This is a genomic window from Nocardia barduliensis, from assembly GCF_013315795.1.
GTDB lineage: Bacteria > Actinomycetota > Actinomycetes > Mycobacteriales > Mycobacteriaceae > Nocardia > Nocardia barduliensis.
Map to the genome: position 1 here is coordinate 100,780 of NZ_JABLTE010000007.1, position 24,488 is coordinate 125,267.

The window sequence follows — 24,488 nt, forward strand, 5'->3', positions numbered from 1 at the left end:
CGACCTTCGCGTCGTTCGGCTCGGCGTGGCCGGAACGTGACCCCTGAGCTGGACTATGTGCTGAGGTAGGTGAACGGGACGCCGTCGCTGGTACCGCCCGAGGCCGTGACCGTGACGTTGACGACGCCCGTCCCGGCCGGCACGGTGACCCGGATCAGCGTGTCGGAGATGACGGTGAACGGTGGCGTCGCCGTGCCGAAACGGACCGTGGTCGCGCCGGTGAATCCGGTGCCGTTCAGCACGGCCGTGGTGCCGCCGGACGCGGGCGCTTGGTCGGGGTGGATCGCGGCGATCGCCGGTGCGGCGAGATAGGTGTAAACGATCCCGTTACTGGTGCCGCCGGGCGTGCTGACGGTGACCGCGACCGGTCCGGCGGTCCGGCTGGGAGCGACGGCGGCGATCTGAGTATCGGAGAGCACGGTGAAGGAGGCTGCGGGAGTCGTGCCGAAGCGGACGGCGGAGGCTCCGGTGAACCCCGTCCCGGTGAGGACGACGGTGTTGCCGCCCGCGGCCGGTCCCGAGTTCGGGGCGACCGAGCCGAGGGTGGGCGCGGCGACATAGGTGTAGGAGACACCGTTGCTGGTGCCGCCGGCGGTGCTGACCGTGACCGCGCGCGGCCCCCCGGTCCCGGCAGGCGCGACGGCGCTGATCGAGGAATCCGAGAGCACGCTGAAGGAAACCGCGGCATTCGCACCGAAGCGCACGCTCGTGGCGCCGGTGAGTCGGGTGCCCGTCAGCAGGACGGTGTTGCCACCGGTGGTCGGACCGGAGGTGGGGACGACCGAGGCGAGGGCGGGGGCGGCGACGTAGGTGTAGACCACGCTGTTGCTCGTGCCGCCGCTGGTGGTGACGGTGAGCGCGACCGGCCCGGCGCTCCCGGGCGGCGCCACAGCGGTGATCTGGGTGTCGGAGACCACGCTGTAGGTGGCTGCCGGGGTCGCGCCGAAGCGGACGGCGGTCGCGTCGGTGAACCCGGTGCCGACGAGGGTGACGGTGTTGCCGCCGGTGGTCGGACCGGAGGTCGGAACCATCGAGGCGAGCGCCGGTGCGGGCACGTAGGTGTAGAACACCCCGTCGCTCCTACCGCCGGGCGTGGCGACGGTGACGGTGACGGTCCCGGCGAGCCCGGCGGGCGCCACGGCCGTGATCTGTGAATCATCGACCACGACAAAGGAAGTCGCCGTGTTCGCACCGAAGCTCACCGCGGTCGCGTCGGTGAATCCCGTGCCGGTGAGGACGACGGTGTTGCCGCCGGGAGCCGGGCCGGCCTCGGGGGCCACCGAAACGAGGGTCGGCTCGGGGACGTAGGCATAGCCGATCGAATTGCTCGTGCCACCCGCCGTGCTGACGGTGACGCCGACCGGCCCGGCTCCCGGAGGGGCGGTGGCGCTGATCTCGCTGTCGGAGATGACCGTGAACGTCGCGGATACGCCACCGAAACGCACCGCGGTCGTAGCCGTGAGGCCGGTACCGGTGAGCGTGACGGCGTTGTCGCCGGTTTCGGGTCCGGAGTCGGGAACGACGGAGGCGAGGGCGGGTGCTGGGACATAGGTGTAGCCGACACTGTCGCTGGTGCCGCCTCGGGTGGTGAGGGTGACCGCGGCGTTGCCGGTCCCGGCGGGAACGACGGCGGTGACCTCGGTATCCGACACCACCGTGAACGAGGCGGCGGGTGTGGCGCCGAAGCGGACAGCGGTGGCGCCGGTGAGGCCGGTGCCGGTGAGGGTGACGGTGTTGCCGCCGGTCTCCGGTCCGGCGTCGGGGACGATCGCGGCGATCACCGGTGCCGGGACGTAGGTGTAGAGGACGCCGTCGCTGGGGCCACCGGCGGTGGTGACCGTGACCGCGGTCGTGCCGGTACCCGCCGGAGCCGTCGCGGTGATCCGCGTGTCGGAGTCCACCGTGAACGAACTCGCCGTGGCGGCACCGAAATTCACCGCGGTGGTGCCGGTGAATCCGGTGCCGGTGAGGGTGACGGTGTTGCCGCCGGTCTCCGGTCCGGAATCGGGGACCGTCGTGACCAGGGTGGGCGCCGGGACGTAGGTGTAGCCGACGCCGTTGCTCGCGCCGCCGGCGGTGGTGACGGTGACGCTCACCGAACCGATCCCGGCGGGCGCGACCGCCGTGATCCGGGAATCGGAGACCACGACGAAGGAAACCGCGGCGTCGCCGCCGAAGGTGACCTCGGTCGCGCCGGTGAATCCGGTGCCGGTGAGGGTGACGGTGTTGCCGCCGGTCTCCGGCCCGGAGCCGGGGTCCACCGCGGCGAGTGCCGGTGCCGGGACGAAGGTATAGAGGACGCCGTTGCTGGTGCCTCCGATGGCGGTGAGGGTGACCGTTGCGCTGCCGGTTCCGGCGGGGGAGACCGCGACCAGTTCGGTATCCGAGACCACGGTGAACGAGGTGGCGGGTGTGGCGCCGAAGCGGACGGCGGTGGTTCCGGTGAATCCGGTGCCGGTGAGGGTGACTGTCGCGCCGCCGGTTTCCGGTCCGGCGTCGGGGACGATCGCGGCGATCGCCGGTGCCGGGACGTTGGCGAAGAGGACGTCGTTGCTGACACCGCCGATGGTGGTGACGGTGACCGTGGCAGGGCCGGTACCGGCCGGGGCGACGGCGCTGATCTCGGTATCCGACACCGCCGTGAACGAGATCGCTGGGATGGAACCGAAATTCACCGCGTTCGTGCCGGTGAATCCGGTGCCGGTGAGGGTGACTGTCGCGCCGCCGGTTTCCGGTCCGGCGTCGGGGACGATCGCGGCGATCGCCGGTGCCGGGACGTAGGTGTAGAGGACGCCGTTGCTGGTGCCGCCTCCGGTGGTGACGGTGACGTTCACCGAGCCGATCCCGGCGGGTACGACCGCCGTGAGCTCGGTATCCGAGACCACGGTGAACGAGATCGCCGGAGTGGGACCGAAATCCACCGCCGTCGTGGTGGTGAATCCGGTGCCGGTGAGGGTGACGGTGTTGCCGCCGGTCTCCGGTCCGGAGCCGGGGGTCACCGCGGCGAGTGCCGGTGCCGGGACGAAGGTGTAGGAGATGCCGTTGCTGGTGCCTCCGATGGCGGTGAGGGTGACCGTAGTGCTGCCGGTTCCGGCGGGGGCGACCGCGGTGAGCTCGGTATCCGAGACCACGGTGAACGAGGCGGCGGGTGTGGCGCCGAAGCGGACGGTGGTGGTTCCGGTGAATCCGCTGCCGTTGAGAGTGACGGTGTTGCCGCCGCTCACCGGTCCCGCGCCGGGGACGACGGCGGCGATGGTCGGCGCCGGAAGGTAGGTGTAGACGCCGTCGTTGCTGACGCCACCCGCGGTGGTGAGGGTGACCGCGGCCGTGCCGGTACCGGCCGGGGCGATCGCGACGACCTCGGTATTCGAGACCACGGTGAACGAGATCGCCGGAGTGGGGCCGAAGTTCACCGCGGTCGTGGTGGTGAATCCGGTGCCGGTGAGGGTGACGGTGTTGCCGCCGGTCTCCGGCCCGGAACCCGGGACCACCGCGGCGAGGTTCGGCACCGGTACGTAGCCGTAGGCCACGCCGTTGCTGACGCCGCCCGTGGTGGTGACGGTGACCGCGGCGGTACCGGTGCCCGCGGGTGCGACCGCCCTGATCTCGGTGGCCGACACGATGGTGAAGGTCACCGCCGCGTTCGCACCGAAGCGCACCGCGGTGGCGCCGGTGAGGTTCGTGCCGGTCAAAACGACGGTGTTGGCGCCGATCTCGGGGCCTGCGCCGGGAACCACCGCGGCGAGAGCCGGTGCCGGGACATAGGTGTAGGAACGACTGTTGCTGGTGCCCCCCGAGGTCGTGACGGAAACGTTCACCGTGCCGGTTCCGGCGGGCGCGACGGCGTTGATCTGCGTGCTCGACACCACAGTGAAGGAACTCGCCGCTGTCCCGCCGAAATCGACCGCGGTGGCCCCGGTGAACTCGGTGCCCGTGAGGGTGACCGTGTTGCCGCCGGAGGCGGGGCCCTGGCTCGGGTCGACCGAGGTGAGGCTCGGCGTCCCGAGATAGGTGTACGAGACCGCGTTGCCGGTGGCGACCGCGTTGGTGACTGTCACCGGCGCCACGCCGGTCCCGGCCGGAACGACAGCCGTGATCTGGCTGTCCGAGTCCACGGTGAAGGACGTCGCCGGGGTGGCGCCGAAATTCACCGCGACCGTCCCGGTGAAGTTGTCGCCTTGGAGTACGACCGTGTTGCCGCCGGCTCGCGGGCCCCAGGCGGGTACCACCGCGACGACGGCGGGGGCTTCGCCGTAGGTGTAGAGGACCCCGTTACTGGTGCCGGTGGGTGTGACGACGGTGACCGGCACCGTTCCGGTCCCGGCGGGGACCACGGCGCTGATCTGGGTATCGGACAGGACGCTGAACGAGCCCGCGGCGACCGCACCGAAGCGCACCGAGGTGGCGCCGCTGAGGTTGGCGCCGGTGAGGATCACGGTGTTGCCGCCGCCGACCGGACCCGTGTTCGGGACGACCGACGCGAGGGCCGGGACGAGGAGGTAGGTGTAGGAGACACCGTTGCTGGTGCCGCCGGGGGTCCTGGCGGTGACCGAGACCGTGCCGGTGCCTGCGGGGGCGACGGCGGTGATCTGGGTGTTCGACACCACGGTGAACGAGCTCGCCGGTGTGCCGCCGAAGGTGACCGCGGTGGTTCCGGTGAGATTGGCGCCGGTGAGGGTGACGGTGTTGCCGCCGGTAGCCGGTCCCGAGCCGGGGACCGCCGTGGCGAGGGTCGGTGCCGCGAGGAAGGTGTAGGAGACGCCGTTGCTGGTCCCGCCCGGGCTGGTGACGGTCACCGCGGCAGTTCCGGTGCGCGCGGGGGCGACCGCCGTGATCTCGGTGTTCGACACGACAGTGAACGAGGTGGCGGGTGTGGTGCCGAAGCGGACCGCGGTGGCTCGGGTGAAATTGGTGCCGGTGAGGGTCACGGTGTTGCCGCCACTCGTCGGCCCGAAGCGGGGTGTGACGTTGGTCAGTGTCGGGACGGGGGTGTAGCCGTAGGCGACGAAGTTGCTGGTGCCGCCGGGGGTGGTGACGGTGATCGCGGCGTTGCCGGTGCGTGCGGGTGCGACGGCGGTGATCTGGGTGTCGGAGACGACGGTGAAGGAGGTGGCGGGGGTGGTGCCGAAGCGGACGGCGACGGTTCGGGTGAGGTTGGTGCCGGTGAGTGTGACTGTGTTGCCGCCGGTTTCCGGTCCGAAGCGCGGGGCGACGTTGGTCAGTGTCGGGACCGGGGTGTAGCCGTAGGCGACGAAGTTGCTGAGCCCACCCGGGGTGCTCACCGACACCGCGGCGATGCCGGTGCGCGCGGGCGCGACAGCGGTGATCTCGGTGTCGGAGACCACGGTGAACGAGGTGGCGGGCGTGGTGCCGAACCGGACGACAGTGGCTCCGGTGAATCCGGTCCCGGTGAGTGTGACGGTGTTGCCGCCGGTTTCCGGTCCGAAGCGCGGAGCCACACCGGCGAGCGTCGGTGCCGGGATGTAGGCGTAGGTCACCGGGGCGCTGGTGCCACCGGCCGTGGTCACGGTGGCGTTCACCGAGCCGGACCCGGCGGGCACGACCGCGGTGATCCGGGAATCGGACACCACCGTGAACGAAACCGCCGCGTTCGCGCCGAAGTGCACCGCGGACGCATCGGTGAACCCCGTGCCGGTGAATTCGACTGTGTTGCCGCCGATTTCGGGACCCGAGGCCGGTGCGACCGTGGTGAGCGACGGTGTCGGGAGGTAGGCGTAGCGGACGCCGTCGCTGGTGCCGCCCGGGGTGCCGACGGTGACGTCGACCGCGCCGGTCCCCGCCGGGACGATCGCGCTGATCTCGGTGCTCGACACCACGGTGAACGAGATCGCCGGCGTGCCACCGAAGTCGACCTCCGTGGCCCCGGTGAAGTCGGTGCCCGAGAGGACGACGGTGTTGCCGCCGGTCTCCGGCCCGGAGCCGGGGTCGACGGCGGCGAGGACGGGGGCGGGGACGAAGCTGTAGATGGCGCCGTTGCTCTCGCCTCCGGCAGAGGTCACGGTGACCGCGGCGGTGCCGGAGAGCGCGGGTGCGACAGCGGTGATCTCGGTATCCGACACCACCGTGAACGAGGTCGCCGGGGTGGTACCGAAATGCACGGCGGTGGCGTCGGTGAATCCCGTACCGGCCAGGGGAACGGCGTTGCCGCCGGTCTCCGGTCCCGAGTCGGGGGTCAGCGGGGCCAGCGCAGGCGCGGGGACGTAGGTGTAGGTCACCGGATCGCTGGTGCCGCCCGCTGTGGTGACAGTGGCGTCCACCGAGCCGGACCCGGCGGGCACGATCGCCGTGATCCGCGAATCGGAGACCACGGTGAACGAAACCGCCGGTGACCCGTCGAAGGTGACCGCGGTCGCGCCGGTGAATCCGGTGCCGGTGAACTCGACCGTGTTGCCACCGGTCTCCGGCCCCGAGTCCGGTGCCACCGCGGCGAGAGTCGGCGCCGGTACGTAGGTGTAACCCACCGGGTTGCTGGTTCCACCGGTGGTGGTCACGGCTATTGCGGCCGCACCGGTGCCTGCCGGGGCGATCGCGGTGATCTGGGTGTCGGAGACGACCGTGAACGATGTCGCGGATGTGGCGTCGAAGGTGACGGTGGTGGTGCCGGTGAGGTTCGTGCCGGTGAGGGTGACGGTGCTGCCGCCGGTCTCGGGTCCGGAGTCCGGTGTCACGGAGGCGAGTGCCGGTGCGGGGATGTAGGTGTAGCCAAGGGGGTTGCTGGTGCCGCCGACCGTGGTGACGATGATGTCCGCTGTGCCGGTGCCTGCCGGGGCGATCGCGGTGATCTGGGTGTCGGAGACGACCGTGAACGATGTCGCGGATGTGCCGTCGAAGGTGACGGTGGTGGTGCCGGTGAGGTTCGTGCCGGTGAGTGTGACGGTGTTGCCGCCGGTCTCGGGTCCGGAGTTCGGTGTCACCGACGCGAGTGCCGGTGCCGGGAGGTAGGTATAGCCCACCGGGCTGGTGGTGCCACCGGCGGTAGTGACGGTGACACCGACGGGGCCGGTCCCGGCGGGCGCCTCGGCGGTGATCTGGGTGTCGGAGACGACCGTGAACGTGATCGCGCTGTTCGCGCCGAAGCGCACGGCGGTGGCGCCGGTGAGATCGGCGCCGGTCAGGACGACGCTGTTGCCGCCCGTCTCCGGGCCGGAACCGGGAACGATCGAGGCGAGCGCGGGCGCCGGAACGTAGCTGTAGGCCACCGCGTTGCTGGTGCCACCCGTGGTGGTGACGGTGACATCGACGGTCCCGGTACCCGCGGGCGCCGTGGCACTGAGCCGGGTATCCGACTCCACCACGAAGGCGATCGCCGGGGTGGCACCGAACACGACGGCGGTCGTGCCGGTGAGGTCGGTGCCGGTGAGGATCACGGTGTTGCCACCGATCTCGGGACCGGCGCTCGGCGCCGCCGACACGAGAGCCGGTGTGGCGACGAAGGTGTAAACGAGCGCGTTGCTGTCGCCACCCGTGGCCGTGACCGTGACGACAACCGGCCCCGGGCTCCCGGCGGGCGCCACGGCGGTGATCCGGGTGTCGGAGACGACGGTGAAGGAGGGCGCGGGTGTCCCGTCGAAGAGCACGGTGGTGGTGCCCGCGAGGTTCGTGCCGGTCAGGGTGACGGTGTTGCCGCCGGACTCCGGACCGTCGCCGGGGACGATCGTAGTGAGGGTGGGCGCCCCGACGAAGGTGTAGTCCACCGTGTTGCTGGTGCCGCCGGGAGTGGTGACGGCGACATCGACGGTCCCGGTGCCGGTGGGCGCCACAGCGCTGATCCGGGTATCCGACTCCACAACGAAGGCGATCGCCGGGGTGGCGCCGAACACGACGGCGGTCGTGCCGGTGAGGTCGGTGCCGGTGAGAATTACGGTGTTGCCGCCTGTTTCGGGACCGGCGCCCGGTGTCACCGAGGCGAGTGCCGGTGTGGTGACGTAGGTGTAGGTGACTGGGTTGCTGGTGCCGCCTGTGGTGGTGACGGTGACGTCGGCTGTGCCGGTGCCCGCAGGGACGACGGCGGTGATCCGGGTGTCGGAGACCACTGTGAAAGAGGCCGCTGGTGTGTTGCCGAAGCGGACGGCGTTGGTGCCGGTGAACCCGGTGCCCGCCAGGACGACGGTGTTGCCTCCGGCCCGGGGACCGGAGTTCGGTGCCACCGAGGCGAGTGCGGGTGCCGGGACATAGGTGTAGGTCACCGGATTGCTGGTGCCCTTCGGGGTGGTGACGGTGACGGCGACCGTACCGGTTCCGGCCGGTGCTACCGCGGTGATCCGAGTGCCGGAGACGACGGTGAACGAACTCGCCGCGCTCGCGCCGAAGGTGACCGCCGTTGCTCCGCCGAACCCGGTGCCGGTGAGGACGACGGTGTTGCCGCCCGCGGCCGGGCCGGAGTCGGGGCTGACCGAGATCACCGACGGCGCACCGGGATAGGTGTAGGTCATCCCGTTGCTGGTGCCCCCCGCGGTGGTGACGGTCACCTGCACCGCACCCACTCCCGGCGGAGCGATCGCGGTGATCCGCGTCGGGGAATCGAGGGTGAACGTGGTCGCGGTCGTGCCGAATCGCACCGTGGTGGGCCCGGTGAATCCGGTGCCGGTGATCACCACGACGTTGCCGCCGGATGCCGGTCCCGAAGGCGGTGCGAGCGATGTGATGGTGGGGCGGGGCGGGAGATAGGTGTAGGGCAGCGGGTTGCTCGTGCCGACCGGTGATGTGACGGTCACCGGAGCTATGCCGGTCCCGGGCGGAACCGTTGCGGTGATCTGGGTATCGGACACGATCGTGAACGAGGTCGTCGCGGTACCGCCGAAATTCACCCCCGTCGCGCCGGAGAGCCCGGAACCGTTGATGGTGACCGTGGTGCCGGACGGCCCTTGGGTGGGACTTATCGCGGTCAGGGAGGGAACCGCCACATAGGTGTAGGGCAGTGCGTTGCTGGTGCCGCTCAACGGCGCGGCGACGGTGACTTGCACGGTCCCGGTGCCTGCGGGGGCGACAGCGGTGATCCGGGTACCGGAGTCGATGGTGAATGTGGTTGCGACCGTGCCGAATCGCACGATCAACGGCCCGGCGCCACTGAACCCGGTGCCGGTGATCACCACACTGTTGCCTCCGGACATCGGCCCCGAAGCCGGTGCGAGCGACGTGATAGTCGGCATGGCGCTGCCCTCCCACAGAGGCGTGAGCTGAAAGATGGTGCGACGCCGACGTTGTCGTAACCCGGCTTCTCCAGTAATCCTCGAGCTACCGTGGCTTGGCAATGCGAACTCGATCCGTTTTTGTCCGTTTTCGCGGCGTCGCCGTCACCCGGTCCGGAGCCGACGACCGTTTCCGCTGGACGGCTCTCCGGCCGTGGATCGAGGAGCTCGGACTCAGAGCCGAGGGTCGGGCATCAGGCGGGTGATCGAGAGATCCCGGTGGGCTATCCCGGGGCCGTGCTCGTGGATCGGGCGCAGCGCGTCGACCACGTTCACACCCGTCAGGTGGTCTGCCGGATGTAGTCCGTCGGTGAACCGGAACTGGACGGTTGCCGTGGCTTTCGCGGTCGCGGTAGTCATGATGAGCTGGTAGCGCAAGGGCACTCGGTCGGCAGTGTCGCTCGTCCAGATGGAGCGGTAGCTCAGCTCGGGGCCGAGATTCCTTTCGACAACCACCTTTTCGACGGTCCCGGTGTCGCCGGTGATCACCTCGACCGAGCTGTCCGGGCTTGCGGAGGTACCGGTCGCGTGGGGAAACAGGGCGTCGCGCAGGACGCGGAGTCCGGCCACGTAGTACCCGTCGACGGCGGCAGCGGCGGCCGCCGCGGTGTCGGTCTGCGTGGTCCCGATGCCGATGTCGCCGATCGTGGTCCAGGGGTACACCGCCGTACCGGGAAGGCCGAGTTCCTCGACGAGTTCCATGCGGCGGATGTCGCGGGTGACCTCGGACGCGGGCCGGAACCGGGTAGAGGTGCCGTTCGACTCGGACCTCCTCCGGGCCGACCCCGTACAACGCGTGAGCGACGTTGCCGAGCACGGCGTCGAAGTAGAAGTGCTGCATCAGGCCGATCGCGTGATCGGAGTCCACAGCGGCCGGCGGCATGCCGAATCCGAGGCTGGTCAGTCCGCCCCACATCCCGTCGGGGGCGGAGGAGAGGTCGCCGACTTCCAGGAACCGCACCTCACGGATCTCGTCGAGCAATCCGGCCAGCCGCAGCACCACCTGTTCGACCATCAATCCCGGGTGCAGCCCGGTTCCGTGCAGGGAGACGCCGCCTGCCAGGCAGGCCGCCTGCAACCGGCTGCCCAGTTGGCGCCGCGGGATCACGCGGTCGACCACGAGACCCGCCAGCCGTTCCAGGCCGGGGCGTAGCGGTCGCGCGGCTGGCGAGTCCACGACGCGCATACCCCATCGCAGCGCCGCCAGCCCGTTGCGCAGCTGTGCGCCGAAGGCGTCGCCGGTGACTTTCATGCCGGACACCGTGCGCAGGACTGCCAGGGGTGACCGCGACGCGGACAACCAGGTCGGCATCGAGGGATTGTGGTAGGAGGCGGCCGAGACGACGTTCTTGCCCGATTCGAGCAGGTCGATGACGTCGTCGGCGCCATGCACCAGTGCCGGGGTGGTGGGCGCGTGGATGACGCAATCGGCGTCCAGGGCGAGGATCTCCGCTTTGGAGGTCGTCGCCGCGCGGCCCACCGGTGGCAAACCCACCAGTTCGCCGATGTCCTTGCCGTGCTTGTGCGGGCTGAACACTTTCACTCCGACGACGTCGAAGTCCGGCGACTCGAGGGCCGTGCGCAAGGCGCGCCCGCCCATGTCGCCGGGCCCCAGATGACGAGGCGATATGGATCTGGCACGACGGTTTCCGGCCCGCCACCGACGCGGACTGCCGACTCGGCTGAGGCGGTTCTATCAGCCGATCGAATTCCGATATGCAATCCGGTCGGGTCGGCTGGCGTTCATCGGGTGCTGATCGAATAGCGGGGCAACGTTCACCAGGGAGGAAAAGCCATGACCAGCATCGACACTCACGCCAACGGGACCGTGGCGTCCCGTGTCACCGAACTGACCACGGTTTTCGAGCGGGGGCTTCGCGAGAACCTCGGCGTCGGCGCGTCTCTGGGCATTCGACTGGAGACGGCGGGCGACGGCTACACCCGGTACTACCTCGACCCGAACCCGGCCACCATCAACGCCATGTTCACCGTGCACGGCGGGGTGCTGGCCACCTTGATGGACACGGCGATGGGCAGCGCGGTCTTCACGAAACTCGGCGACGGCGTGGCCTACACGACGCTCGAGCTGAAGCTGAACTTCATCCGGTCGGTGACGCTGGACGGCTCGCGGCTGACCTGCGAGGCCAACGCGGTGCACGTCGGACGGCGCACCGCGACGGCGGAGGGCCGGATCACCGACGCGGGCGGCAAGCTGATCGCGCACGGTTCGACCACGATCCTGGTGTTGCAGCCCGAGAACTGAGTGCCGCGAACGGCCCTGTCCCCGAGATCTCTGGGAGACAGGGCCGTTCGGTTTTCGAGGTCACGCCAGCAGGCGGCACTCGTCGATAAAGCGCACCAGTTCGTCCAGGCGATCGCTGCGGGCGTCCACCGCGCGGTCGATCACCTTCACCAAGTGCTCGTAGGCCTCGGTGTGGTCGTAGGCGGCGACGTCGGCGATCTTCAGCGCCCACCGCCAGTAGCCGCGCATGGTGTCGGCCAGTGGCATGCGGAAGGTGGCGATCACCTCGCGGATCGGCTCCACGGTGGCGTCGCCCTGCACCCGCAGGTAGCGGCCGACCACGTCGGCCATGAAACTGAAATGCCGCGCCTCGTCGCGCGACAGCCGCGCCAGCACCACACCGAGCACCGGGTCGGCCACCACCTCGCGCAGGTGCTGGTAGTACATCTGCGTCGCCTTCTCCTGCACCAGCGCGTAGGCGAAGAACTGCACGGGGTGCCGATACGGCAGGTCGAACGGTTTCTGCCCTTCGATCGCCAGCTCGGTGCGCAGCGCGCCGCGTTCGGCGATGCCGGACGCCTCCTGGTAGCGGGTCAGCGCGCGGGCGTGCGTGTCCTCCTCCAGTGCCCAGCGCACGGTGAAGTGGTAGAGCTCCCGGTTGTGGATGAACGCGTCCAAGTCCACGGTGTCGTCCACCGGGAAGTAGCGGTGGTAGACGTCGAAATAGCCGGGCAGGTGGTCCTCGATGAGGGTGACGAACTGGACCGCCGACCGCTGGCCCTCGGTGAGGCGGCCCGCGTCGGCGCGGGACCAGTCGACAGCCGTCTCCACGTCCCAGGCCCGCGTGGCGGGTGACGCCGCGAGGAACCCGTCCACCGCCGCGACGACTTCGTCCACGGGAATCAGCGCCGATTCGATGTTCATCTTTCGCTCCTCCCGCTCAGCGGGCGTTCCGGCAGGTCAGCGCGTAATGCTTGGTGGTGTAACCCCATCCGGCGTTCGCGATCTCCAGGTAGTGCCGCAATTGCGCGGCCAAACCGGGCCCGTGCGAGTCGATGCGCTCGGCGGCGGCGTCCACGTTGGCGATCCAATCGTCGATGGTGCGGCGGTAGTGCTCGGTGAGGTCGTCCACCGCGATGATGGAGAATCCCGCGTCCTCGGCCGCGGTCACCAGGTCCGAGAGCGGACGCAGGTCGCCCCATCCGAAGATGTCCTCGCGCACGAACTCGGTGCCGTCCTTGGCGTCGAACGCCGTGCGCGCGGACGCGTTGCGGAAGCAGCTCTCCGATACGTACAGCGTGCCGCCGCGACGCAGCACCGCGCGGGCCCGGCGGAAGATCGCGCCGAGATCGGGCATGTGCACGATCGAGCCGAGCAGCGTCACCGCGTCGAAACCGCGCGGCGGCAGTTCCAGCCGCTCGAAATGACCCACCCGGGTGTGCACCCGATCCGCGACGCCGCGAGCGCGCGCCTGCTCGGCGATGTACTCGTGCTGGCGCGGCGCCGGGCTGACACCCGTGGTGTGGCAGCCGTATTCCGCCGCCATGAACAGGATCAGCGAGCCCCACCCGCAGCCGACGTCCAGCAGGCGTTCGCCGCCGGTGATCCCGAGCCGGTCCGCCACGAACCGCAGCTTGCGCCGCTGCGCCTGCTCGAGGGTGTCGGCGTCGGACTCGTAGAGCGCCGAGCTGTACTTGCGCAGCGGGTCGAGGAACTGGCCGAAGATGTCCGGGTCGAGGTCGTAGTGCTGGTTGGTGTCGGCGGTGACCGGCTGGTCGGTGACGGTCACGCCGCCGCCTCGCGCAGTGCCTTGCCGACCACCGTGACGACGTCGTTCAACGAGGACAGGCCGAACACGTCCTGGTCCTCGAGTTCGATGTCGTAGGCGCGTTCGATCTTGGCGACCATGCGCAGCACGCGCACCGAGTCGACGCCGGCCATGCCGCGCAGATCCAGGTCGGGGCGCAGTTCGGCCGCCGGGATGCCGGTCTCGGCGGTGGCGATGTCGGTGACCGTGCGCAGGATGTCGTCGGCGGTGTGGGTGGTGGTCATGATCGGACTCCGTTCGGTGCGAGGGCGGTGCCGGTGGACAGGGCGTGGGAGAGCGCGGCGACCTCGTCGTCGCCGAGGGCGAGCTGGTGGCGCACGTCGTCGAGCGCGAACGGCTGGTAGGCCGCGGTGGAGCTGGCGCACACGAGGCCGTCGGCGTCGCGGATCTCCGCGGACGCCCGGATCGGCCGATCCTGCTCGACACCTGAAAGTGTTGCGACACAGTGATATTCGCGGCCGACGAGCAGGGGAGTGAGGAATCGGGTGCGCTGCGTGACGGTGAACGCCGGGTGGTGGCGGGCCAGGACGATGAGGTTGCCCATCACCTCGTCGCAGATCACGCCGATCAAACCCCCGTGCACGACGCCGGGATAGGACTCGAACTCCCGCCCGAGCCGGAAACGAGCCTGCAAGCCGTCCGGATGCGGGGTGAAACGCAGGCGCAGACCGGTCTCGTTGTGTGGCGAGCAGCCGAAGCAGCGGTAGTCCGGGATCACCGACCAGGGGACCCGCACGGTGTCCACCCCACCGTGCACGGTGTGCTCTCCCGGCGGGCCGAGGGCGCTGTCGTGGTTCATGGCGCTAGGCGATCGCGTCGGCCAGGGCCCGGCGAACCTTGGCGTTGCTGGACAGATCCAGTCCGGTCATGTTGCCGAAGGTGCGACGAACCTTGTCGTGCAGCACGTCCAGCTCACCCTCGGCGGCGACCTGCTCGAGGAACAGCTCGAATCCGGTGTCGATGGTCTCGTGCTCGCCGAGTTCGCTGATCCCGGCCTTGAACGTGCTGACCGGGTGCTTGATCTTGGCCTCGGAGCTGTACACGTAGAGGGTCTCCAGCACCGAGGGCAGCTCCTCGGGACGCCGCCGCAGCCGCTCGGTGGCGTAGTGGATGAACTCGCGCGCGTGGCCCGCCTCGTCGCGGCTGGCGTTGAGCAGCAACCCCTTCAGCACGGGTTCGGCCACCCAGTTCGCCACCGCCCGGTAGATGTGGTTGACGGTGAGCTCGGAGATGATGTTGGTGGCCAGGGTGGCCGACGGGGTGGTGCCCGGCGCGTACGGCTCGCGCATCGAGTCGACGGCCTTGTCGTCCACGCTCTCGCCGAGCGCGCCCAGCCAGGACCGGAACGCGTAGTGGTGCTGCACTTCCTGGTAGCCCCACACCACCGCGAACGTGGAGAAGTCGTAGTCGTCCACGAACTCGTTCATGAATCCGTGCACCGCGGCGATGACGTTGGACTCGCCCATCGTCGCGCTCTTGGCCAGGGTGATGTACTCGGGCCGGACCAGGGACTTGTCGACGGCGTCGAGATCGAGGTCGGCCAGCTTCCAATGCAGGCGCTCGTAGTGGCGGAAGACGTCATAGCTGTGCACGAAGGACTCCAGTTCGGTCGGAATTATCGGCGTGCGTGATGAGGTCGCGGGCGGCGAGCCGCTGGAGCTTGCCGCTGCTGGTCCGGGGAATGCTGCGCGGTGCGACCAGGTGGACCCGTACCGCGGCCAGCCCGAGTTCGGCGGCGATCCGCGCGCGGATCGCCTCGCTCAGCGCGTCGGCGTCGGCTCCGGTGCGCTCGGATTCGGCGATCAGCGCGATCACGTCCGCGCCGTCCGGGTCGATCGCCGCCGTGCACCGGCCCTTGTACACGCCGTCGAGGTCGCGCACGGTCGCCTCGACATCCTGGGCGTAGTAGTTGACGCCGCGCACGGTGATCATGTCCTTGCACCGGCCGGTGACGAAGAGTTCGCCGTCGCGCAGATATCCGAGGTCGCCGGTGCGCAGCCAGCCGTCGGTGAACAGCCCGGCCACTCGCGACGGGTCGGCGGTGAGGTATCCGTCGGTGACCGCGTCGCCCTGGATGAGGATCTCGCCGACTCGGCCGTCGGGCAGGTCACGATTCCCGTCGGGCGCGACGACGCGCAACCGCAGCCGCGCTACCGGTGTGCCCACGGCGGCGACCGGACGCGCGCCCGGTGTGTCGGGCGAAATGGGTTGTGCGAGCGCGTCATCCGACAGTGTGGCCCGATCGACCCACTCGAAGACCGGCTCGCGGCCGAGCGGGGGGAAGGTGACCGCCAGGGTCGCTTCGGCCATGCCGTAGACGCCGAACATGGTCGCCGGGCGGAACCCGGCGGGCGCGAAACGCTCGCAGAACGCGGCGACGACGTCCCGGGAGATCGGCTCCGACCCGTTGAACGCGATCCGCCAGCGGCTCAGGTCGTAGTCGCGCACCCGGTCGGCGGGTACGGCGGCCAGCAGCGCCTCGTAGCCGAAATTGGGCATCGCGGTGATGGTGATCCCGGCGGCGGCGAATTCGGCGAGCCAGCGGGCCGGGTCCTTGACGAACGCGATGGGGGACCACACGTGGGCGGGAATGCCGCGCAGAATGGCCGAAAGCGTGCCGAACAGGCCCATGTCGTGGAACAGCGGAAGCCAGAAGCCGCCCTGATCGTCCAGGCTCAACTCGATGCCGTCGCGGATCGCGGCCAAGCCGCTGAGCACGTTGCGGTGGGTGAGGCGAACGCCCTTGGGTGTGGCGGTACTGCCCGAGGTGAACTGGACGATGGCCAGGTCGTCGGGCCCGAGCGCGGGCAGGGTCTCGGTCGCCGTCGGGTCCGATTCGAGAAGCGTGGCACTGTCCACCAGCTCGACGTCCAGTGCGTCGCTCAGCAGCGCGGCCAGGTCGGCGAAGCGGTGCGACACCACGACGGTGCGCATGCCCGCCGCCGCGATGACGGCCGCCAGTTTCTGCGGGTAGCCGCTCGCCGCTCGCGCGCCGGCGGGCAGCGGCAGGGGAGTGGCCGCGCCGCCCGCCGCGGTCACCCCGAACAGGCAGGTGAGGAACTCTGGGGCGTTCGGGCTGAGGATGCCGACCGCTTCGCCGCGCCGCACACCGCGCCGGACCAGCGCCGCCGCCGCTACCAGCGAAAGCCGGTGCAATTCGGCGTAGTCCACTGTTTGCGACACCGACCGGAATGTGGCGGTCACCGCGGGGTGGGCCGCGGCGATCTCGGCGAGGCGGCCGTGCAGGGTGGTGGCCGATTCCGCGGAATTCATGCCTGCCACGACAACAGTGAATTATGACGGTGCATTGAACTCATTGTGAATTGACGTCGGCGATAAACAAGGACGATCAGCCGATCGCTCTGCGCGATAAAGTATTTCGGCTATGGGGCGATAGGAACGGGTAATCGCCGCCGCGCCGCGCCGGTGGCGAGCACCACGATGGACGAGAAATTTCTTTCGCGTCCCGGAATTGTCCGCAGCGATCCGGCGGATGGTATGCCCTTTTCCGCGCCGCGTCCATTTCTATTCAGGAGTCGCCGGTGAGTTCCGACCATTCCGCGGTCGAGGTAGCGACCCCGGTCCAACTGGCGGTCGTCGAGAGCGTCGCCCCGCATATGCGGCACAACCCCTATGGCAGTTACGCCGTGCTGCGGGCGGCGGGCCCGTTCGTGCCCGGCCCGCACGACACCCACCTGGTGACCCGCCACCACGAGGCGCAGGCGATCATGCAGGACCCGCGCTGGAGCCACGCCGAGGAACCGGATCTGCTGCACGGCGCCAGCGAGGTCGAACTGCCCGGCTCGTTCCTCTGGATGGAACCGCCGGAGCACACCCGCTTGCGCGGGCTGGTGAGCAAAGCGTTCACCGCGCGCACCATCAGCGGCATGCGGGAGCGCGCCGAACAGTTGGTCGACGACTCGATGGCGAAGATGCTCGCCGAGCGCGACGTGGACGTGCTCGAGGCGCTGGCGTATCCGCTGCCGCTGACCATGGTGTGCGAGTTGCTCGGCGTGCCCGCCGAGGCGCACGAGCACGTCCGGGAGATCTCCGCGAGCATCGCGCGGGGCCTCGACCCCGACGTGCTGCTGTCCCGGCAGGAACTCGACGCGCGCACCCACGCGGTGCACGCGTTCCTCGAATTCTTCGGTGACCTGGTGGAACAGCGCCGCCGCGCGCCGCGCGCCGACTTGATCACCGCACTGGTGCGGGCCGACGACGCGGGCGCCCGGCTCACGCGCACCGAACTGCTCGGCACGCTGCTGATCCTCGTCGTGGCCGGGCACGAGACCACGGTCAACCTGATCGCCAACGGGGTGCTCGCGCTCATCCGCCACCCGGAGCAGTTCGAGCGGTTGCGCAGCTTCCCCGAGCTGTCCGAGCCCGCGGTGGACGAGGTGCTGCGCTACGACGCCCCGGTGCATCTGACCACGCGCACCGCGCACGAGGAGATCACCGTCTCCGGACGGACCTTCACGCCGGGCGAGGCGGTGATCGTGCTGCTCGCGTCGGCCAACCGCGACCCGGCGGCCTTCCCGCGCGCCGACGAATTCGATATCGCCAGGTACGCGCGGGGGCGAAAAGCCGAGCGGCATTTGTCCTTCGGGCTCGGCCTGCACTACTGCCTCGGCGCGCCGCTGGCCCGGCTGGAGATGCGCGCGGTGCTGCGGGCGATCGCCGATCGAGTCGCCTCGCTGTCCCTGCTCGAGGAACCGCCGTACCGGCCCAACGTGGTCGTGCGCGGCATGTCGCAACTGCGTGTCCGGATGGAGGCCCGATGAACACCGTTTCGCCCGCCGAGGTGAGTTTCGATGCTTTCGATCCGAGCGCACGCGCCGACCCGTATCCGGCCTACCGGCGGGTGCGCGACGCGGCGGCGCTGTTCCCGTACGCGTTCGGTGACGTGCCGGTCACGTTGGTCACCCGATACGAGGAGTGCGCCGCGATCCTGACCGGCGCCCACTGGGGGCACGGCTACGCGGCCGGGATCAGCCCGTTCCGCGACACCACCGCCGCCATCCCCGGTTCGTTCGTCCGGATGGATCCGCCCGAGCACGGCCGCTACCGCAAGCTGGTCGCGAAGGCGTTCACCCCGCGGCTGATGGCCGAGATGGCCCCGGTCGCCGGACAGGTCGTGCGGGAGATCGTGGACGCGGCCCTCGAACGGGGCGAACTCGACGTGCTCGACGGTTTGGCGGTGCCGCTGGCGGTGGCGATGGTGCCGGTGCGGCTGCTCGGCGCCGACCCGGCCGACGCGGCGAAGTTCCGGGAGTGGCAGCTGGCCATCGCGCGGGGCAGCGACCCCGACTCGCTGCTCGGGCCGGAGGACGTCAGCGCCCGCACCGCGGCGGCCATGGAGTGCATGGGGTACTTCGCCCGGCTGGTCCAGCAGAAGAAGCAGCACCCGACGCCGGATCTGCTGAGCGCTCTGGTGGCCGCGAGCGCCGACAGCGACCAGCTGACCGAGCCCGAGGTGATCGGCATGGCCCTGCTCACCCTGGTGGCGGGCATGGAGACCTCGATCAACCTGATCGGCAACGGCATGCTGGCGCTGCTGCGCAACCCCGACCAGCTCGCCCTGCTGCGGGACAACCCCGAGTTGATCGCGCCCGCGCTCGACGAAATGCTCCGCTACGACGCGCCCACGCAATTCACCATTCGCGTCGCCCTGGCCGACACCACAGTCGGCGAGCACCGGTTCCGGCGTGGCGACGGGGTCGTGGTGCTCACGGCGTCGGCCAGCCGGGACGACCGGGTGTACCCGCACGCGGACAGCTTCGACGTCACTCGTTACGCCGGAAATCACCCGGCGCGAAAACATCTCGGTTTCAGCCTCGGCATCCACTATTGCGTGGGCGCGCCGCTGGCGCGGATCGAGGCCGAGGCCGCGATCGGCGCGCTGCTGGCCCGCGCTCCGAAGCTCGCGCCGGCCAGCGACGCGATCGAGTACCGGCCGAGCTTGATCCATCGCGGCATCGTGTCGCTGCCGGTGACGTTGTGAGCGGGACACGGCACGCGGTCGTGCTCGGCGCGGGCATCGCCGGACTGCTGGCGGCCCGGGTAGCGGCCGATCATTTCGACCGGGTGACGGTGTTCGAGCGCGACGGCTTCGACACCGAGGGCATGCGCAAGGGCGTGCCGCAAGCGCGGCACCTGCACGGGCTGCTGGATCGTGGCCGCACCATCATCGAGGAACTGTTCCCCGGATTCACCGACGAGATGACCGCCCGCGGCGCCACCCGGGCCGAAGCCCTGGTCGGCACCAGATGGTATGTGGGAGGGTTGCGGGCCGCGCCTGCCTCGACCGGGCTCACGTCCCTGATCGCGACTCGTCCGCTACTGGAATCGGTGTTGCGCGAACGCACCTCGGCGTTGCCCGGGGTGCGGCTGGTGGCGGGCACCGCGCGCGGGCTGGTCGGTGACGCGCGTGGGGTGCGCGCGGTGTCGGTGTCCGGTGACTCGGGCGTCGAGACGCACGCCACCGACCTCGTGATCGACGCGACCGGCCGCGGCTCCCGCGCCGCGGTGTGGCTCACCGCGCTCGGCGCCGAGCCGCCGGAGGAGCAGCGGCTCGAGGTCGACCTCGGCTACGCTTCGCGGTTCTACCGCCGGATCGAAGGCCAGCTCGACGGGCAGTCGTCGGTGATCATCTCGACCGGCGCCAATGGGCGCGGCGGCGGCGCGATCCGGGTGGAAGGCGACCGCTGGCACGTCACCCTGGCCGGGATCCTCGGCGACCATCCGCCCACCGACCCGGACGGCTTCACGAGCTTCGCCGCCTCACTGGCCGCGCCGGACATCCTCGAGTTGATCACGCGATCCGAACCGCTCGGTGACGCGGTGCCGCACCGGTTCCGCGCTCCGGTGCGCAGGCGTTACCGCCATCGTTCGGCGATACCGGGGGGATTCCTGCTGCTCGGTGACGCGCTGTGCAGCTTCAACCCGCTCTACGCCCAGGGCATGGCGGTCGCCGCACAGCAGGCGGTCGCGCTGCGTTCCTGTCTGCGCGACGGCGCGGCGACGCCGGATCTGCCCGCCCGGTTCTACACGGCGGCGGACAAGGCGCTCGACGTCGCCTGGCAGCTTTCTGCCGGAGCGGATCTCGCTCATCCCGGCGTGGCCGGGCCGCGGACGGTGCGCACGCGCCTCACCAACGCCTACGTCGCCCGCGTGCATCGCGCCGCGCACGTCGACCCGCAGGTGTCGCGGACCTTCTTGCGGGTGGCGAACCTGGTCGAACCGCCGACGGCACTGCTGCACCCGGCGATGGCGCGACGCGTTCTGCTGCCCGGCCGCTCGCGCAGCGGTACACCCGGCAGGCACTCCACCAGTCCCGAAGCCGTTCGGGCGCCGGGTCCGGCAGCGCCGCCGGACCCGCGCCACCACATCCGATCCGATCACTGACCTTTCGCACGACCGGCAGCATCGATCAGGTGCTCCGTACAGGAGGGACCACTCGACATGGATTCGTCAACCACGGGTACGGCTGTCGCGGAACAGGATTCTGCCGTCCAGACCGCCCTGGTCCAGCTCTTCGGACCCGAAGGAAGGCCAGATCCCTACACCCCCGCCCGGGTGCTGCGCGAGGCGGGCAGACTGCACCAGACCCCACTGGGCCACTACGTGCTCACCCGCTACGACGACTGCGCCGCCGTCCTGTCGACCACCGCGTGGAGCCACGCGGAAGAGGCGGCGATGATGCATCCCACCGTGTCGCCGGAGGACGCGCCCGAGGAACTGCCCACTTCGTTCCTGTGGATGGAGCCGCCGGACCACACCCGGCTGCGCAACTTGGTGACCAAGGGCTTCACCCCGCGCATGGTGACCAGGCTGCGTCCGCGGATTCTGGAACTCACCGAGCAACTGGTCGACAAAGCCCTCGAGGCAGGCGAATTCGACCTCGTCGAGATGATCGCCTACCCGCTGCCGCTGATCATCGCGTGCGAGCTGATCGGCGTGCCGTCGGACGCCTACGACCAGGTGCACCAGTGGTCGCAGGATCTGGCGCGCGGCTTCGACCACGACTACACGCTGCCCGAGGAGTCGCTGAAGGCCCGCAGCGCCGCCTCGCGCGGTTTCATGGGCTACTTCCGGCAGTTGCTGAACGAGCGCCGCCGCGACCCGAAGGACGACCTGCTCAGTGCGCTGTCCCAGGTCGAGGACCGCGGTGACGTGCTCACCGAGCAGGAGTTGCTGGCCACCTGCATCACCACGTTCGTCGCCGGGCACGAGACGACGGCCAACCTGATCGGCACCGGCATGCTGCAGTTGATGCGCAACCACGAGGCGATCGACACCCTGCGTAAGCGCCCCGAACTGGTGACCTCGGCGCCCGACGAACTCCTGCGCTTGGAGCCCTCGGTGCAGATCACCACGCGCGCCGCGACCCGCCCGATCACACTGGCCGGTCACGACTTCGAGCCGGGCGAGGGCGTGGTGGTGCTGATCAACTCGGCCAACCGCGACGACGCGGCCTACGCCGATCCCGATCGCATCGACGTGGCCCGATACGCCGATCCGATGAACCCGGCCAAGAAGCACCTCGGCTTCAGTCTCGGCATCCACTACTGCCTCGGTGCGCCGCTGGCACTGCTGGAGATGGAAGTTCTGCTGGAGGTGCTGCTGCGGAAGGTCCGCGACATCGAATTGCTCACGGACACACCGCCGTACAAGCCGAATGTCGTGATCCGCGGTTTGGAAGCACTGCCCACTCGGTTCACCGCCGTGTGAGCCCGCGCCCTCGGACCGAGCGGGGCTCGGTCCGAGGGCGTCGGTCACAGCGACAGCAGCGCCCGCCGGCCCAGCCGTGGATCCGACAGCGGCCGCAACGCGATCCGGATCAGCGCTACCGCGTCGTCGTCGCCCGCGATGCGGTTCGCCCGCACCCGGCCGCAGGTCACGCACTGGTGCACCAGCAGCCATTCACCGTCTTCCCGCGACGACATGCTCACCGCCGCCATCCGCCCGCCGCACGAGTCGGCGCGGTCACCCGGCACGCGCCGATCGACATGCCTGCTGGTCAGACAATGCGGGCAGTGGTTGCGGTGCGCCGTGCCCGGCGCGAGCACAGGGATCTCCCTGCGGCAGCCGACGCAGCGGAACAAGTCGCCGGATTCGCCACCGCGACCGTGCAATACGTGCTTGGGACGTTGCGGGCGGCGCGGCACAGGTTTCCTTCGTGGCATGACGCGCCTCACAGATCTCCGAACACTTCGAGCGGGAACGGTGGCTCGGCCAGCGGCCGGACGGCCATCCGCATCAAGATCAGCTGATTGTCGTCGCCGCACACCGGGTGCAGCGCCAGCTCGTGGCAACCGGTGCACCGGTGTACCACGGCCCATTCACCGGTGCGCAGCACAGCGATCGAGAGCGGAGCCATGCGGGCCCCGCAATCGGACGGGCCGCCTTCGACCTGGTCGCGGGTGTGCCGCGAATGCAAGCAGCTCGGGCAGTGGTTGCGCCTGCTGCTGTCGGGCGCGAGCGTCGTGACGACGAGCCCGCAGCGAACGCAGGTGAAGGTGTCGGTCCGCAGCGACGGGCTGGGACCGCGATGAGACGAAGAGGTGTTGCTCGACACCCGGGTACTCCTCACTGAGCGGGAAAATGGTGCAGCAGGAGAAGACCGAGCGCGCCTCGACGGTGCCGACGGCGTATACGGCTTGGTCAGGCGTGACCGAACGGGTCGTTCGAATGCACACGGTGCGGCGCGCTCGGCGCTCGCCGGGACATAAACCACTCCTCTCGTGTTCGGTCGACCATCGGCCGCCGAAGTCGCGTCACCGTACCGCCGCACGCTGCCGTGCGACTACTGATTTTCGGTGCGCGCAGGACGGGCGCGGCAGAAGGAACCCGATTCGATCGCGAGGTTGCCGCGCCGTGCCGCGCCCAGGGTCGGCGGTGGCGGAATACGTGTCATCGCCAGAAGTATCTTCGCGCGAACCGGTGAGGTCCCGCCGACGACAATGCGACGCGGGCCGAGTGTTCTCGTGAACTACCAGTCGATCACGCCGAGTTCGTGCAGCTTGCGGAAGACCAGCATCGAGCCGGGCGCCACGTGGTCCATGGCGGCGTACTCGCGCACGGTGAAGTAGCGGAGTTCGGCGATCTCGCTGGTGGGCCGCGGGTCGCCGTCGAGTTCGGCGGTGAAGCAGGTCATGTGCAGCCGGGTGCCGGGGGAGTGCCCGTACGCCTCGGTCTGGAACACCCCGAGTTCGTCGAAGGAGACGACGCCCACACCGAGTTCCTCGCGCACCTCGCGATGCAGCGCCGCCTCGGGCGTCTCACCGGGATCGATCTTGCCGCCTGCCATGTAGAAGACATCCTTGCCCACCGAGCGCGCCTGTAGCAGGCGACGATCCCGGACATGGGCCAGCGCGGCGGTGCGGATCACCGGCCCACTGTACTGAGCGGCGCGCGTGCGACGGCAACCGGATTTCGAAGCTTCGGCCGCTCAGCGATCGAGCAGGGCACGGTGCAGGAGTTCGCCGATGCGCCGGTGGATCAACGCGGTCTCCGCGCCCTCGGCGACGAACTCCAAGAACAATGCCGCACCGGCGGCCAGCGCGATCACGGCGCGGGCGTCCAATTCGGACTCCGCGCGGGATTCGGGTTCGCCCGCGGCGAACAGCGCGGCGGCCGGGGTGCTGAAACCGGACCACAGCCCGTGGCGCAACTGCGGGTCACGGTCGAGGGCGGTCAGCAAACCCGGAACCGCGGCGCGAACCTCCCCGCGCGCGAACAGCTCCCGGCTGCCGCGCAGCACCCAGTCGAGCCAGCCGGCCTGGTCGGCGCCCTCGAACGGGCCCAGGTCGGGGGTTTCGCCCAGCACGGCGTGCAGGACCAATTCGGCCTTCGATCGCCACCGGCGGCTGATGGACGCCCGGCCGACGCCCGCGCGTGCCGCCACCGCGCGGACGCTCAACTCGTCCCATCCGACGTCGAGCAGCATCTCGCGCACGGTGGCGAGCACCCGCTGCTCGACCGACTCGTCCCGCGGCCTGCCCACACTCCGGGCCCGCGGGTCCTGCGCCGTTTCGCCCATGCCGCTCCCTGCCGTCTATTACGATGCCACTGGCATCGAATTTGTGCCGGTGCTTCCGGTATCCGGTCATTGTCGCGGCGCGTGGCGTGCGCGGTCTCGGCGGGCCGGACGTGGTTGAAGAGGGAGTGGACATGGGCGGACACCTACCGGCCTGTTTCGGCAGGGCGG

18 protein-coding genes are annotated in these 24,488 nt (G+C 70.0%); 6 read left to right on the plus strand and 12 right to left on the minus strand.

Annotated features, from left to right (window positions below):
• Nucleotides 1-53: 53 nt before the first annotated feature.
• Entirely contained in the window at nt 54-9,170 is a 9,117-nt protein-coding gene (locus HOV91_RS39420; RefSeq protein ID WP_217439606.1) for an IPT/TIG domain-containing protein, read from the minus strand.
• Nucleotides 9,171-9,383: 213 nt separating this feature from the next.
• Nucleotides 9,384-9,911, minus strand: a complete 528-nt coding sequence (locus HOV91_RS05465) for a hypothetical protein (protein WP_174184336.1) — start codon at nt 9,909-9,911, stop codon at nt 9,384-9,386.
• 16 nt (nt 9,912-9,927) lie between these two features.
• Here HOV91_RS05465 and HOV91_RS05470 point away from each other — a divergent pair, with 16 nt between their 5' ends.
• Both HOV91_RS05470 and HOV91_RS05475 read left to right on the plus strand, forming a co-directional pair.
• On the plus strand, nt 9,928-10,362 hold the full coding sequence (locus tag HOV91_RS05470) for a hypothetical protein (RefSeq protein ID WP_174184337.1): 435 nt from the start codon (nt 9,928-9,930) through the stop codon (nt 10,360-10,362).
• A gap of 642 nt (nt 10,363-11,004) precedes the next feature.
• Nucleotides 11,005-11,472 (plus strand): PaaI family thioesterase, encoded by a 468-nt coding sequence (locus HOV91_RS05475; protein ID WP_174184338.1) that lies wholly within the window; start codon nt 11,005-11,007, stop codon nt 11,470-11,472.
• 60 nt (nt 11,473-11,532) lie between these two features.
• On the opposite strand, the gene HOV91_RS05480 is transcribed toward HOV91_RS05475, so the two are convergent.
• From HOV91_RS05480 to HOV91_RS05505, 6 genes are read right to left on the minus strand one after another with little or no spacing between them, the layout of a single operon-like run.
• Nucleotides 11,533-12,375, minus strand: coding sequence for an acyl-ACP desaturase (locus HOV91_RS05480; RefSeq protein ID WP_174184339.1), 843 nt, complete (start codon nt 12,373-12,375; stop codon nt 11,533-11,535).
• Nucleotides 12,376-12,391: 16 nt separating this feature from the next.
• Nucleotides 12,392-13,240, minus strand: coding sequence for a class I SAM-dependent methyltransferase (locus tag HOV91_RS05485; protein ID WP_174184340.1), 849 nt, complete (start codon nt 13,238-13,240; stop codon nt 12,392-12,394).
• Entirely contained in the window at nt 13,237-13,503 is a 267-nt protein-coding gene (locus tag HOV91_RS05490; RefSeq protein WP_174184341.1) for an acyl carrier protein, read from the minus strand. The genes HOV91_RS05485 and HOV91_RS05490 overlap by 4 nt, the downstream gene beginning before the upstream one ends.
• Complete coding sequence (locus HOV91_RS05495; protein WP_174184342.1) at nt 13,500-14,078, minus strand: PaaI family thioesterase; 579 nt, start codon at nt 14,076-14,078, stop codon at nt 13,500-13,502. The genes HOV91_RS05490 and HOV91_RS05495 overlap by 4 nt, the downstream gene beginning before the upstream one ends.
• Nucleotides 14,079-14,082: 4 nt before the next feature.
• Complete coding sequence (locus HOV91_RS05500; protein ID WP_174184343.1) at nt 14,083-14,871, minus strand: ferritin-like domain-containing protein; 789 nt, start codon at nt 14,869-14,871, stop codon at nt 14,083-14,085.
• Nucleotides 14,858-16,552, minus strand: a complete 1,695-nt coding sequence (locus HOV91_RS05505; protein WP_174184367.1) for a fatty acyl-AMP ligase — start codon at nt 16,550-16,552, stop codon at nt 14,858-14,860. Before HOV91_RS05505 ends, HOV91_RS05500 begins: the two co-directional genes overlap by 14 nt.
• 269 nt (nt 16,553-16,821) lie before the next feature.
• Here HOV91_RS05505 and HOV91_RS05510 point away from each other — a divergent pair, with 269 nt between their 5' ends.
• Genes HOV91_RS05510 through HOV91_RS05525 form a run of 4 tightly spaced genes read left to right on the plus strand, consistent with a single transcriptional unit; the run spans nt 16,822 to nt 22,009 of the window.
• On the plus strand, nt 16,822-18,060 hold the full coding sequence (locus tag HOV91_RS05510; RefSeq protein ID WP_174184344.1) for a cytochrome P450: 1,239 nt from the start codon (nt 16,822-16,824) through the stop codon (nt 18,058-18,060).
• On the plus strand, nt 18,057-19,280 hold the full coding sequence (locus HOV91_RS05515) for a cytochrome P450 (protein WP_174184345.1): 1,224 nt from the start codon (nt 18,057-18,059) through the stop codon (nt 19,278-19,280). Before HOV91_RS05510 ends, HOV91_RS05515 begins: the two co-directional genes overlap by 4 nt.
• Nucleotides 19,277-20,683 (plus strand): NAD(P)/FAD-dependent oxidoreductase, encoded by a 1,407-nt coding sequence (locus HOV91_RS05520; protein WP_174184346.1) that lies wholly within the window; start codon nt 19,277-19,279, stop codon nt 20,681-20,683. Before HOV91_RS05515 ends, HOV91_RS05520 begins: the two co-directional genes overlap by 4 nt.
• A 57-nt stretch (nt 20,684-20,740) precedes the next feature.
• Nucleotides 20,741-22,009, plus strand: coding sequence for a cytochrome P450 (locus HOV91_RS05525; RefSeq protein WP_174184347.1), 1,269 nt, complete (start codon nt 20,741-20,743; stop codon nt 22,007-22,009).
• 44 nt (nt 22,010-22,053) lie between these two features.
• On the opposite strand, the gene HOV91_RS05530 is transcribed toward HOV91_RS05525, so the two are convergent.
• From HOV91_RS05530 to HOV91_RS05545, 4 genes are all read right to left on the minus strand, one after another.
• Nucleotides 22,054-22,464, minus strand: coding sequence for an RNHCP domain-containing protein (locus HOV91_RS05530; RefSeq protein ID WP_174184348.1), 411 nt, complete (start codon nt 22,462-22,464; stop codon nt 22,054-22,056).
• Between the two features lie 8 nt (nt 22,465-22,472).
• Entirely contained in the window at nt 22,473-22,856 is a 384-nt protein-coding gene (locus HOV91_RS05535) for an RNHCP domain-containing protein (protein ID WP_174184349.1), read from the minus strand.
• A gap of 414 nt (nt 22,857-23,270) precedes the next feature.
• Entirely contained in the window at nt 23,271-23,669 is a 399-nt protein-coding gene (locus tag HOV91_RS05540) for an NUDIX hydrolase (protein ID WP_174184350.1), read from the minus strand.
• Between the two features lie 60 nt (nt 23,670-23,729).
• Nucleotides 23,730-24,320, minus strand: a complete 591-nt coding sequence (locus HOV91_RS05545; protein WP_174184351.1) for a helix-turn-helix domain-containing protein — start codon at nt 24,318-24,320, stop codon at nt 23,730-23,732.
• Nucleotides 24,321-24,488: the final 168 nt, after the last annotated feature.

Bases quoted from the DNA above. Each gene is read 5' to 3' on its own strand.
- HOV91_RS39420 (WP_217439606.1), bottom strand. From the start codon at position 9,170: ATGCCGACTATCACGTCGCTCGCACCGGCTTCGGGGCCGATGTCCGGA.
- HOV91_RS05465 (WP_174184336.1), bottom strand. From the start codon at position 9,911: ATGGAACTCGTCGAGGAACTCGGCCTTCCCGGTACGGCGGTGTACCCC.
- HOV91_RS05475 (WP_174184338.1), top strand. From the start codon at position 11,005: ATGACCAGCATCGACACTCACGCCAACGGGACCGTGGCGTCCCGTGTC.
- HOV91_RS05480 (WP_174184339.1), bottom strand. From the start codon at position 12,375: ATGAACATCGAATCGGCGCTGATTCCCGTGGACGAAGTCGTCGCGGCG.
- HOV91_RS05490 (WP_174184341.1), bottom strand. From the start codon at position 13,503: ATGACCACCACCCACACCGCCGACGACATCCTGCGCACGGTCACCGAC.
- HOV91_RS05495 (WP_174184342.1), bottom strand. From the start codon at position 14,078: ATGAACCACGACAGCGCCCTCGGCCCGCCGGGAGAGCACACCGTGCAC.
- HOV91_RS05505 (WP_174184367.1), bottom strand. From the start codon at position 16,552: ATGAATTCCGCGGAATCGGCCACCACCCTGCACGGCCGCCTCGCCGAG.
- HOV91_RS05515 (WP_174184345.1), top strand. From the start codon at position 18,057: ATGAACACCGTTTCGCCCGCCGAGGTGAGTTTCGATGCTTTCGATCCG.
- HOV91_RS05525 (WP_174184347.1), top strand. From the start codon at position 20,741: ATGGATTCGTCAACCACGGGTACGGCTGTCGCGGAACAGGATTCTGCC.
- HOV91_RS05530 (WP_174184348.1), bottom strand. From the start codon at position 22,464: ATGCCACGAAGGAAACCTGTGCCGCGCCGCCCGCAACGTCCCAAGCAC.
- HOV91_RS05545 (WP_174184351.1), bottom strand. From the start codon at position 24,320: ATGGGCGAAACGGCGCAGGACCCGCGGGCCCGGAGTGTGGGCAGGCCG.